This window comes from Flavobacterium sp., from assembly GCF_027482425.1.
Taxonomy (GTDB): domain Bacteria; phylum Bacteroidota; class Bacteroidia; order Flavobacteriales; family Flavobacteriaceae; genus Flavobacterium.
The window spans coordinates 1-11999 of sequence record NZ_JAIXWA010000081.1; the positions used below are offsets into that span (position 1 = coordinate 1).

At 41.4% G+C, this 11999-nt stretch carries 14 protein-coding genes and 1 tRNA gene; 3 read left to right on the forward strand and 12 right to left on the reverse strand.

Annotated elements, in window-relative coordinates:
* Nucleotides 1-427: 427 nt before the first annotated feature.
* The 7 genes from Q0037_RS11640 to Q0037_RS11670 all read right to left on the reverse strand — a co-directional run bounded on the left by Q0037_RS11640 (nt 428) and on the right by Q0037_RS11670 (nt 4867).
* Nucleotides 428-634: a hypothetical protein gene (locus tag Q0037_RS11640; RefSeq protein WP_297518568.1), complete on the reverse strand. Its 207-nt coding sequence runs from the start codon at nt 632-634 to the stop codon at nt 428-430.
* A 142-nt stretch (nt 635-776) separates the two neighbouring features.
* Nucleotides 777-1079 carry a thioredoxin gene (gene trxA, locus Q0037_RS11645; protein WP_297518590.1) on the reverse strand — a complete coding sequence of 101 codons (303 nt, stop codon included), beginning with the start codon at nt 1077-1079 and terminating at the stop codon, nt 777-779.
* Nucleotides 1072-1278, reverse strand: coding sequence for a hypothetical protein (locus Q0037_RS11650; protein ID WP_297518592.1), 207 nt, complete (start codon nt 1276-1278; stop codon nt 1072-1074). The genes trxA and Q0037_RS11650 overlap by 8 nt, the downstream gene beginning before the upstream one ends.
* Nucleotides 1278-2684, reverse strand: a complete 1407-nt coding sequence (locus tag Q0037_RS11655) for a rhodanese-like domain-containing protein (protein WP_297518593.1) — start codon at nt 2682-2684, stop codon at nt 1278-1280. The genes Q0037_RS11650 and Q0037_RS11655 overlap by 1 nt, the downstream gene beginning before the upstream one ends.
* A gap of 258 nt (nt 2685-2942) precedes the next feature.
* Nucleotides 2943-3740 (reverse strand): sulfite exporter TauE/SafE family protein, encoded by a 798-nt coding sequence (locus tag Q0037_RS11660; RefSeq protein ID WP_297518595.1) that lies wholly within the window; start codon nt 3738-3740, stop codon nt 2943-2945.
* A gap of 48 nt (nt 3741-3788) precedes the next feature.
* Nucleotides 3789-4415: a Crp/Fnr family transcriptional regulator gene (locus Q0037_RS11665; RefSeq protein ID WP_297518597.1), complete on the reverse strand. Its 627-nt coding sequence runs from the start codon at nt 4413-4415 to the stop codon at nt 3789-3791.
* Entirely contained in the window at nt 4412-4867 is a 456-nt protein-coding gene (locus tag Q0037_RS11670; protein WP_297518599.1) for a DUF1801 domain-containing protein, read from the reverse strand. Before Q0037_RS11670 ends, Q0037_RS11665 begins: the two co-directional genes overlap by 4 nt.
* Before the next feature lie 74 nt (nt 4868-4941).
* Between Q0037_RS11670 and Q0037_RS11675 the strand changes: the two genes are divergently transcribed.
* Together Q0037_RS11675 and Q0037_RS11680 are read left to right on the forward strand one after the other, a co-directional pair.
* On the forward strand, nt 4942-6000 hold the full coding sequence (locus tag Q0037_RS11675; protein ID WP_297518601.1) for a DUF3667 domain-containing protein: 1059 nt from the start codon (nt 4942-4944) through the stop codon (nt 5998-6000).
* 2 nt (nt 6001-6002) lie between these two features.
* A complete protein-coding gene (locus Q0037_RS11680; protein WP_297518603.1) occupies nt 6003-7052 on the forward strand; it encodes a M28 family metallopeptidase in 1050 nt (349 codons plus the stop codon).
* A gap of 31 nt (nt 7053-7083) precedes the next feature.
* Here Q0037_RS11680 and Q0037_RS11685 read toward each other — a convergent pair whose 3' ends face one another.
* From Q0037_RS11685 to Q0037_RS11705, 5 genes are all read right to left on the reverse strand, one after another.
* Nucleotides 7084-7635: a hypothetical protein gene (locus tag Q0037_RS11685; protein WP_297518604.1), complete on the reverse strand. Its 552-nt coding sequence runs from the start codon at nt 7633-7635 to the stop codon at nt 7084-7086.
* Between the two features lie 71 nt (nt 7636-7706).
* A tRNA-His gene (locus Q0037_RS11690) sits at nt 7707-7782 on the reverse strand.
* A gap of 217 nt (nt 7783-7999) precedes the next feature.
* Complete coding sequence (gene bshB1 / locus Q0037_RS11695; RefSeq protein WP_297518605.1) at nt 8000-8716, reverse strand: bacillithiol biosynthesis deacetylase BshB1; 717 nt, start codon at nt 8714-8716, stop codon at nt 8000-8002.
* A gap of 30 nt (nt 8717-8746) precedes the next feature.
* Nucleotides 8747-9796 carry an isochorismate synthase gene (locus Q0037_RS11700; RefSeq protein WP_297518607.1) on the reverse strand — a complete coding sequence of 350 codons (1050 nt, stop codon included), beginning with the start codon at nt 9794-9796 and terminating at the stop codon, nt 8747-8749.
* Entirely contained in the window at nt 9796-10218 is a 423-nt protein-coding gene (locus Q0037_RS11705; protein ID WP_297518610.1) for a hotdog fold thioesterase, read from the reverse strand. The genes Q0037_RS11700 and Q0037_RS11705 overlap by 1 nt, the downstream gene beginning before the upstream one ends.
* A 153-nt stretch (nt 10219-10371) precedes the next feature.
* Here Q0037_RS11705 and Q0037_RS11710 point away from each other — a divergent pair, with 153 nt between their 5' ends.
* A complete protein-coding gene (locus Q0037_RS11710) occupies nt 10372-11994 on the forward strand; it encodes a hypothetical protein (RefSeq protein ID WP_297518612.1) in 1623 nt (540 codons plus the stop codon).
* The last annotated feature ends 5 nt before the right edge of the window (nt 11995-11999 follow it).

The following is an 11999-nucleotide window of genomic DNA, read 5'->3' on the forward strand; positions in this document are numbered from 1 at the left end:
ATTTTAAATTATAAATTAGGAAAGCTGCTCGGTTGAACGGGCGGCTTTTTTGTTATGATATATTTTAAATTAAAAATTTTAAATTAGATTATGTTCCTACAAAACAGAAGTTGTCAGGTTTGAATGGATAAAATCATTTATAATTTATAATTCATAATTCATAATTCATAATTCATAATTCATAATTCATAATTTCAATACGCGCGAGGGGTGGCAGTGGAAATCCTTGACGCAGCGGAGCGAAGGCAAGATTGCAACGAACGACCCGACCCCGAGGAGGATAATTTCATTAAGAAGAGGGAGGAGATTCCGAGGGGGCGCGCCCAAGTTAATGTGTCGATGGGGTAAACTGACTAACGGTCTACACGATTGTGGAGTAAAAAAAAGCGTCTCGGTGAGGAAACGCTTTTGGAATTTGAAAACAAAATTAGGCTTTTGTTTCGGCTTTTTTATCGGCTTTTTTGCTCGCGCAACAACCGCCTTTTTTCTCTGTTCCACAGGCTTTCTTTTCTTCTGTTGAACACGATTTTTCAGTCTTCGCTTTTTTCTTTTCTTTCTTTTCTTGCTCTTGGGCTTGGCCACTTACCGCAACCAGTAAGGCTGCAGCAGCAAAGAAGGAGATCATTTTCTTCATACTTTATTTATTTTAAATTCATTTCTAACTCAAAGATAGTGAATAAAGAGTGAAATTTGAACCCTACGCTCTTAATTCTTACTTAATTTTTGGGGCTTTCAAACTCGGGAAACAACAGCCCTATGAAAACGTACTCCGCTTATTACAGTCGTTTGGCCTCAATGGTTTGTATAAGTTGCTCTTTGGAAACCACCCCAGACTGCCGCCACAACAATTGTCCTTTTTGGTACAACAGTAAGGTGGGGACGCCCCGAACCTGTTGCATGGCCGCTAGTTCTTGGTTTTTATCGACATCTACTTTTACAATAGAAACCGAATCTCCTAGCGCATCTTTGACTTCTTTTAAAATGGGCATCAACATTTGACAGGGCCCGCACCAGGTAGCATAAAAGTCAATTAAAACGGGCTTTTCAGCGTTTATGAGTTCAGCAAAACTACTATTCATGTGATTCTTTTTTATAATTCACGGCACAATTCCCTTGTATTCCGCAACCCCAATTGAACACCGCTTGGAGTAAGAAAAAAAGTCCAATGGGTACAAAAATCCATTGGCGTGTTTCATACGCATTGGCAAATACAAATCCGGCAAAAGCCAATCGCACGATACGCATCACAGGCCAATAGGTGAAAAGTCGGTTTTTCATTACTTCAACGTTGAGGGACAAACATACGCTGTCGTTTTGATGCCTGTTTGGCGTACCGCAGCAAATCCGCCTTTGATATCGATGACGTTATGATACCCTCTTGCTTTCAAGATAGATGCCGCAATAACCGAACGGTAGCCTCCTGCGCAATGAATGTAGAAGGCATCGTGTTTTGGAAATTCAGCCCAATGTTCGTTGATAAAATCCAGGGGCGTTGACGGTACATTTTCAATATGTTCGGAAGCATATTCGCCCGGTTTACGCACATCAAAAACCGAAACTCCTTGCGGTAACAAGGTCTCCAACTGGGACGCCGTTACGGAGTTTAACGTATCGTATTCCTTACCCGCTTTTTTCCAGGTCTCAAAACCGCCGTTTAAGTAGCCTAGTGTTTGATCATAGCCTACTCGAGCCAAACGGGTAATGGTTTCTTTTTCTCGTCCTTCGGGGGTTACCAGCAGAATGGGTTGCTTGTAATCTTGAATCAAAGCGCCTACCCATGGGGCAAATTGTCCGTCAATACCAATAAATATCGAACCGGGAATATGGCCGTTGGAAAAATCATCTTGGTGACGTACATCCAAAATCAAAGCCTCGGTTTCTTGGGCGGCGGCTTCAAATGCGTTGGCATCCAAGGCTTGGGCATCGGCGATGATGTTTTCAACATTTTCATACCCTTCTTTATTCAATCGCACATTCATCGGAAAATACGCTGGAGGCGGTAATAAGCCATCGGTCACTTCTTTGATAAATTCTTCTTTGGTCATGTCGGCACGAAGGGCATAATTGGTTGTTTTTTGTTCCCCAATAGAACCGATTGTTTCTTTGCTTAAATTTTTTCCACAAGCACTGCCTGCGCCGTGTGCGGGGTATACGATAACATCATCGGCCAAAGGCATAATTTTGGTGCGAAGGCTATCGTACAAAATTCCCGCCAAATCTTCTTGGGTCATTTCGGCTGCTTTTTGCGCTAAATCGGGGCGGCCCACATCGCCCAAAAACAACGTATCGCCACTGAACAACGCATGGTCTTTTCCATTTTCGTCTTTCAACAAATAGCAGGTGCTTTCCATGGTATGTCCGGGCGTATGTAAAACGGTAAGCGTAATATTACCTATTTTAAAAACTTCACCATCGGTTGCGATATGCGCCTTAAAGGTAGGATTGGCATTGGGTCCGAACACAATAGGAGCACCTGTTTTTTCGGCCAAGGTAACGTGCCCACTCACGAAATCGGCATGGAAATGGGTTTCAAAAATATATTTGATGGTAGCCCCATCGTGGAACGCACGATCGATATACGATTGTACTTCCCGCAACGGATCAATGATGGCCACTTCGCCATTACTTTCGATATAGTAGGCGCCTTGAGCGAGGCATCCGGTGTATATTTGTTCGATTTTCATACAAGTAAACTAATTTGCTGTAAAACTACTAGGTTGGGTTGAGTTATGGTGTAAACCTTGTTACAAATTTAACAAAATAAGAAGCTACGTTATAGAAACGGAACTTTCAAAATAAAACACAAAAAACACTTTCTACCATAGGGTGATAGACCGCAGGCGCCATGGAACCTATATAGATTTGTGCTGACTTCATAACTATTACATTTAAATCAAAGGTAACTCGACTTTTTGAGTAAATAAATGATAAATATCAGTTGATTAGGATGTAAAGCCAATTTCTTTGATTAAAATGTAAATTCCCATACATAAAACGAAATAGCCAAAAATAGTTCTCATTTTTTCGCCCGAAATCACTTTTGATAACCGATTTCCAAGGACAACACCAAGTAGTGAACAGCCCGTAAAGGTGAGCATTAATGTAAAATCGATAGGTTGTTGGGATACATCACCTAAAAATCCGATCAACGATTGAAGCGCAACGATAAATAAAGAAGTTCCTATGGCTTTTTTAATAGGTGTATTGGCTAGAAATAGTAAAGCGGGAACGATAAGGAATCCACCGCCTGCGCCCACAAATCCGGCGACAAAACCAATGGCCAACCCCGCCAAACTTATCGTCAACGAATTTACGGATTGATGGGTTTGCGCTTCTTTCATCGGACGAATCATTTTCCAAGATGCCAATATCATAACAACCGCAAAAACGGTCATGATCAGTAAGCGTTTGGACAACGAAAAATGATCCGTTAGTTCCATTGTTTCTGGAATAGAAGGCACTATGATTTTTCGGGTTAAAAATACAGCTACCAATGTAGGCAGTCCGAAAGCGAGCACTTTTTTAAAATCGACTAATCCGTCTTTAGCCTTTTGAACACCACTGACTAAAGCTGAAATGCCCACCACAAATAAGGAATAGGCCGCCGCCAATACGGGTTGGATTCCCATTACATACACCAATATAGGTACCGATAAAATAGAACCACCACTCCCGATGAGTCCGAGAGATATTCCCACTAAAACGGCCAAACCGTATCCGATAAGTTGTTGAATTTCCATACGCAAATTTGACCCTTATTATTGGAGAGTAGCGTAACTTATGTTACCTTAAAGCAATTCAATAGTAGCCCGATGCAAACGAATACTTCCTTTTTTTTCAAGCGCTTTCAAAATACGAGAGACCACCACACGAGAGGTATGCAAATCATAGGCAATTTCTTGATGAGTGGATTGAATTTCTTTGGTTTGGGCAATTTTGGACTTTTCCCGCAAATAATTGACAATCCGTTCCTCCATATTCAAAAATGCCAAACTATCGATGGTAGAAAGCATTTCTTTCAGTCGGCTGTTGTAACTGTTAAACACAAAATTGCGCCACGATTTGTATTTCCCTAGCCATTCTTCCATATAGGCCACGGGAATCATCACCAATGAACCGTTTGTTTCGGCCACTGCACGAATTTCACTTTTGGAAGTTCCCAAACAACACGCCATCGTCATGGCACAGGTATCGCCTTTTTCGATAAAATAGAGCAACAGCTCTCCTTCATCAAAATCCTCGCGCAATATTTTGATAGCACCTTCCAACAAAAGTGGCATTTTTTGAATAGTATCTCCGAAGTCAATCAAGATGTCGCCTTCTTGAAAATTTCGCATTACAGCCACATGCGCAATTTCGTGCAATAATGTTTCTTCAAAAATATTACCGTAATGTTGTGCTAGTATATCGATCATTTCTTGAGATTATTTTCATAAAGCGACACCCACTGCACAGGGGTCATTTTTTGGCAAAGTTGACCAATTAGAGTATAGGGAATATCATCCATTTTTTTGAATCGAATGCAACTCTTGCCCATATCGAGTTTGGTTTTGCAATGGTTCGGATATTCGGACACAAACCAATGCAATAGACTTTCATCGGCATAAATGCCCATATGATACAAACTAATAGCATTTTTTTGAGAAGCCATAGCAAGAAAAGGCAAGGGTTGGTCTTTGGCACAATGATAGCCAGAGGGATAAATATCAAAAGGAACCACATAGGATAGCATTCCATACTGGATGGTTTCTTGAAATCCTGAGGGTAAATTTTCGACAATACATTGACGCAGGCGTTGCATCACTTCGAAACGATCGGACGGAAGTTGTTGAAGGTAGACTTCTGGGGTAGTAGCAGTTGATGACATGATTTCCTTTTGGTTGTTGACAACAAATATAACCGTTATTTTTCTTAGTTTTACCTCACCAAAAAAAACCAACCATGGCACATAAAAATCCGCTCCGCAAGGATAAAACTTGTCTGAATTGCAATTATGTGGTGGAACAACGATTTTGTCCCAATTGTGGGCAAGAAAATACCGATACGCGAAAAACGTTTTACCATCTTTTTGTGCATTTTTTTGAGGATTTAACCCATTATGAAAATGCGTTTTGGAAAACGATACGGAATTTAATTCTCAAGCCTGCTGCGCTCACCAAGGAATATTTATCTGGAAAAAGGCTTTCGTACTTAGCCCCCGTTCGGTTGTACATTTTCATCAGTTTTGTGACCTTTTTCATGTTCAACATCCTTGCCAATAAGGAAGAGCAATTGATAAATTATGAAAACAAAGCTGTCGTCCTCAAAGACTCGGTAAAACTCCCCGAAGAGGTTTGGTTGGAAGAAATCGCCAATGACCAAAAAGCGCCAAAAGCCGTTGTCGACAGTTTAAAGCAACTCATTCGTGAAAAGAAAGAGGGCAAAATACTCGAGAAAGACTTCATGAATTTTGGCTACCATTCGTTGGCTGAAATGGATTCCGTTCGTCAGAAAGATCCCAACGCAATTAATGATTTAGAGTATTGGATTAACAAAAAATCCTTTGAAGTCAAAAAACGCTACCCGGCTTCAATGCTCCCTGAAAAATTTATACAATCGGTGATTCAAAACATACCCAAAGCGTTGTTTTTGTACATGCCTATTTTTGCTTTGGTTTTGTGGATTTTTCACAATAAAAAACGCTGGTATTACTTTGATCATGGTATTTTTACCTTGCATTATTTTTCTTTTTTATTGCTCATCAACCTCATTGTATTGTTGATGGACAGTATACTCTCGGGAATTTCTTCCCATTTTCTGGTTGAGGGCATCAGTGGTTTTTTTGCGCTCATCGCCTATCTGTGGATGTTTTATTACTTTTTTCCAGCGCATCACCGATTTTATGGAGAAAGTCGTTTGCTATCGTTTTTGAAAAGTATGGCATTGCTGTTCATCAATATGATTTTGATTAGTTTCCTTTTAGTCTTCCTTTTTGTTTATTCCTTTGTTAACATCCATTAATTATGAAAAAAATAGTTGTCAGTGCCTGGGTATTTGGGCTACTTGTAGCGTGTGGCGGATCGTCGAATGCGCCAGAAAAATCAGTTGTTGCTACCCCAGTCAATTTGAGTCAATACATGAAGACCATCACCGAGGCGGAGTTAAAAACGCATTTAACCATTGTCGCTTCTGATGCCATGGAAGGCAGAGAAACAGGCAGTGAGGGTCAGAAAAAAGCGGGATTGTATTTAATTGAACAATACCGTAAAAATGGCATCCCTGCACCCAAAAACAGTAACGGTTATTACCAACCTGTACCGGCGGCCTATTTGAATGCCAAATACAATGAGAATTTAGGAGATTCTGAAAACATACTCGCTTTTATTGAAGGAAGCGAAAAACCAGAGGAAATTGTGGTCATCTCCGCCCATTACGATCATGTAGGCATCAAAAACGGAGAAGTCTACAACGGAGCGGATGATGACGGTTCAGGAACGGTAGCGTTGTTAGAAATTGCGCAAGCCTTTCAAAAAGCTAAAAAAGAAGGCCATGGTCCAAAACGTTCGATCTTATTTTTACACGTTACAGGGGAAGAGCATGGTTTGCATGGGTCGCGTTACTATACCGAAAATCCTTTGTTTGCTTTAAAAAATACGGTCGCCGATGTGAATATCGATATGATCGGACGTCGGGATGCCCTTCATACGGCCGATGGTCGCTATGTTTATGTGATTGGTTCTGACTATTTGTCGAGTGATTTGCATGCCGTATGTGAGCAAGTCAATACCCAATACACCAAATTACAATTGGATTATAAATACAATGATCGCAAAGACCCGAACCGATTCTATTACCGTTCCGACCATTACAATTTTGCCAAGAACAACATTCCTTCGGTGTTTTTATTTAGTGGAGTGCATGAAGATTATCATAAACCCACCGATGATGTTGAAAAAATTGAATTTGATTTGTTGGCCAAACGCGCCCAATATGCTTTTGCTATAGTGTGGGAAATTGCCAACCGAACCGAACGGTTGAAAGTGGATAAAAGTGAACCGGATTCAAAAAAATAACCAAAAGCCCAATCAAGGGCTTTTTTTATGACTATCGAAATCCGTTTTGGTAGACTTGCAATAACGAATCCGAAAAAAATAATCCCGTATACGAATCATACGTTTGTCGGTTGGACGTTTCCATGGTTTGAAAGGCATTGCGGTACAAGGTGAGTTGCTCAGGTGTTAAAAGCGCCCGGTATTCCAGTTCGTGTCGCACCAGAAGTTGCATAAATTTATTGGTCGCAGCCACATCACCCTGCGAAATCATCAGGATGTATTCTTTATACATTTCGTGGTATTGTTTGATAAACAACTCCTTAAACACCGGATTCTGTGCTTCCGTATAGTTCACGATGCCAAAAGTGAGTTTTCCTTTGGTTTGCCAAAACAGGGTCTCTCCTTTATCCTCGGGTTGCGCTACAAAATATTGAATAACGGCCAATTTCAATTTGAGCGTACGATCGATTTCATCGGGAAGTTTTGATTTCTCGGAATGCGTTGCCGTGGTCGTTGCTTTGGAAGTCTTTTTTTTCTTGGGTTGAACCTGTCCCAGCCCCCAAAAAGGCAGTAAAATAAGGAATATATATAGGGGATACTTCATGATTTCGTTTTCTCAAAAGTATAAAAAGAAACGAATAAAAACTAAAAAAGCCCTGAAAAATCAGGGCTTTAGGGTGAATGAGGGGTCTCGAACCCCCGACCTTCGGAACCACAATCCGACGCTCTAACCAACTGAGCTACAATCACCGTGTTTGGTGCAATCAAGCACTAGCCTCTTTTGCGGTTGCAAATATAGCGTAAAGATTTTCTCTTACAAAGATTTTTTAAAGAAAATTATTCGCTTTCGAAGTGTATTCCTCCGTTCTCAGCGGGCTTGCGGATAATACACTTGACGTCAAGGCAGTTAGAAATTAACCCTTCTAATTCGTTAACGGTTCTCCCCAAAGCAAACAGTTGGTGGTTGCTTATAGCAAGTCCAGCAGTGAATGTACCGCCACGTAGCGTTCTACCGTAAAACCTTCGGCATGATCAACGCCTACAATTCGGCCTAAATCTTGGGCACGGTACCGCACACTGTCTAAAAAGTTCTTAGTGGCAATAGGCGTCTCGGGTTCTTTGGAGTTGGGATCATAAAATTGGGACCCGTAGGCCAATATAGACGCCATTTTTTGGTCCATATAGCCTGTGATATCCACCACTACATCGGGGTCAATCGGCTTCCATTGGATATAATGATAAACCGCTTTGGGACGCCAAGCGTGTTGGAGGCTTCCCTCCCATTCGGTTTCAATCTTTCGTAATCCCGATAAAAAACAGGCATCGGAAACCAACTTACTTCCTTTACCATGATCAATATGTCGGTCGTCGATGGCATTACAAATCACGATTTCAGGTTGGTATTTGCGAAGCACCTGAATAATTTTGAACTGATGGGCTTCATCGTTGATAAAAAAACCATCGCGAAAGTCTAAGTTCTCGCGCACATGAATACCTAATATTTCGGAAGCTTTTGCGGACTCTTGGTTGCGAATTTCGACGGAACCTCGGGTACCCAATTCCCCGCGGGTAAGATCAACAACACCTACTTTCCGACCCAGTGCTGCTTCTTTGGCAAGGGTTCCACTACACCCCAATTCAACATCATCGGGATGGGCTCCAAAAGCAAGAATATCTAATTTCATGAGTTGATTTTTTACAAAAATAACGAATAATTATAAGGCGCGTTTTACCGTCATCGATTTGTTTACAGTTTCCATAAATTCCTGTGTTGGAATACTGCCTTTATTTATTCCGCAGCCTACATAGATAGCGACAACGTCCTTTTCCCATTGCATACAGCGTAAATTGACGTATAAATCGGAGTCGCCCTCTTGATAGGTGCTGAAGTTTTTATTCCATTCGCCCAAATAACCTGCATAGAGCGAGCGATTATAGCCTTCGAATTCCTGAATAAACGCAAGGGCTTCTTGTTTTGGAAAACCACAAACGGCCGGAGTTGGATGTAAGGCTTCTACTACCGCTGTCCATTCGCCTTTCAATACGCCTTGAATATCGGTTTTCAAATGTACCAAAGTTCCTGCTTCAACAGTATACGGTAAAGAAATGGTTAAATTATTGGTTAGCGATTGCAGTTGACTAGCGATGTAATCGGTAACGACCTTTTGCTCCTGAGTTTCTTTTTCACCCCAAACTAAGTCGGTGCGATTCGGTCCAAGTTGTGTGCCTGCCAACGCAACGGTATGCAGGGAATCGCCTTCTTTTTTTACCAACTGTTCAGGGGTTGCTCCTATCCAAATTCCCGTTTCTGGATGGTACCATAGGTAACGAAACGCGGTTGGGTATAAATGTAATAGCCGTTGAAAAACAGCAAACACATCGGTATGGGGTGCCGCGATACACTCCTTACGGGAGAGCACTACTTTTTGTATAGTTTGCTGTTGAATGGCTTCAAGGGCTTTGACAACTAATTGTTCAAAATGAACTTTGGCTTCGGGTGAAAAAGTAGATGACGTTACAGGCCAAGAATATTCCGTAGGGGAAAACGTAGCGGCATACAAATCGCAATCTGAATCTCGAAGCATGTATTTGTCTTTCCCATCAAATGATACCATGCAAAATCCTGATTCATAAGGACTAAATGAAATACTTTCTGCCGTACGCTGAAAAAGCCCCAATACCTTTTCTGTATTGGGTTTTACATAACACACAAAGGGTTTTTGCTGCAAGAGACTTTCGGAAACTTTGGTAGCAATCCAATCCATTAGCGTTTGGGTAAAATCATATTGGTCAGCTTACACAAAGAAACAAGAATATCGTTTTCATCGACGATACGAATTTCCCACAAGTGAATACTAGCCCCTTTGTGCACTATTTTGGCAGTTGCCGTCACGGTACCTTCCCGCTTGGCTTTCAAATGGTTGGCTGATATTTCGATGCCTCTAACTTCTTGTTTCTCCGGATTTACAAACATAATAGAAGCGGCACTCCCCACACTCTCCGCTAAGGCCACTGAAGCGCCACCGTGCAATAATCCCATCGGTTGATGCACCCGTGAGTTGACGGGCATGGTGGCCACTAAAAAATCTTCCCCAGCATCAACATACGCAATATCAAGCGTTTCCATCAAAGTGTTTTTACTCCATTCGTTACACAAACGAAGCATTTTTTCTTTATCGAATTGCATTTTTTAAAATTTGCGTTAAAAGTAGCCCATTTCCTTAAAATCAACAATGGTATTAACATAGAATAAACGTAGAAAAAAAACGTTATCCAACTAACGAATTTGAAAACAAATCAATCAAATATCTTATTTTTACCAAAATTCTCAATCCTTACCATGCGCAAACTACTTTTGCTTCTTGCTGTTTTTACCAGTCTTATGTTGACTTCTTGTCGGGATGACTTTGAATTTGAACCCAGTACGGTTCAGCTTCGTTTCAATCGGGATACGGTTTATTTGGATACAGTTTTTACCAACATCGGGTCGAGCACGTATCGCTTGAAAGTATACAACGATTCCGACAAAGACATATCGATTCCCACCATTCAGTTGGGCAAAGGGGCGAACTCCAATTACCGCATCATGGTCGATGGAATGACCGGAGAAGATGGCGACAATAGTGGGATTGGGGATGGAAAAATCTTCCGAAATGTAGAACTTTTGGCCAAAGACAGTATGTTTGTTTTTATTGAAGTCACCTCCGATGTCGCCGATGCTAATCCGAGTGATTTTCTGTACACCGATGCCATCGAATTTCGCCATGCCAACAGTGTGGTGCAGAAGGTAGAATTGGTGACCCTGATTCAAGATGCCATTTTTATCTACCCAGAACGCGATAGCCAAAATGTGTATGAAACGATATCTTTGGGATTGGATGAAAACGGACAATCTATTGAATTTATCGGTAGCAATTTGAGTGAAAATGATCCCGTCAACGGCGATGAATTGCATTGGACGAATCAAAAACCGTATGTGGTATATGGGTATGCTATGGTGCCGAATGGAAAAAATTTGGTCGTCGATGCGGGCGCTCGGGTTCATTTTCATGCCAATTCGGGATTGATTGTAAGTCAAAATGCTTCGCTTCATATTAACGGTACAGCCCCTCCAGGCAATGACCCTAGTAATTTGAGCAATGAAGTTGTTTTTGAAGGCGATCGTTTGGAGAATTTATACCGTGATGTTCCCGGACAGTGGGGCGCTATCATGATTTTGTCGAAGTTGAATACCAACAGCATCAATCATTTAACCCTTAAAAATGCTACCGTAGGTTTGTTGATTCAAAAACGTCTACCAGTAGGTGAAGACGATAGTCAACAACCCCGAGTTGGCCTTTCAAATACGCAAATTTACAATTGTGCCAATGTGGGAATCTTAGCGCGAGATGCCGTGGTGAATGGCCATAACGTAGTCATCAATAATTGCGGTCAAGCTTCGCTGGCAGCCACTTTGGGCGGATCCTATACTTTTGACCATTCGACATTCAACAACAATTGGAACAGTTCACGACAAGTAGCCGTATTGGTTAGCAATTACCTTGAAACTTCCGATACGGTGTATTTGAGCGATTTGAATGCGGCGAATTTCACCAATTGTATCATCTACGGTAGCAATCAAAATATGTTGCGCTTGGATAAATATAATGCTGGTACTTCAGGCGGCCCCGATGCAACGTTTGCCTACCAATTTACCCATACCTTAATTCGCTTGAATAACACCAACAACAATCCGTTGTATTTACCCACAAATACCACCAATTTCACCAATTGCTATCAAGCGACGAACAGTCAAACCTTCAATCCGCGTTTCAAAAATAGTTCACAAAACAAACTATGGCCCACCGAGGACTTATCGCCTACGATGCCCGCGATCACTACGCTATTCACACAAGATATTTTGGGCAAATCACGTACAACGCAAACCTGTATTGGGGCGTATCAATTTATTCCCAATCCTTAATATCA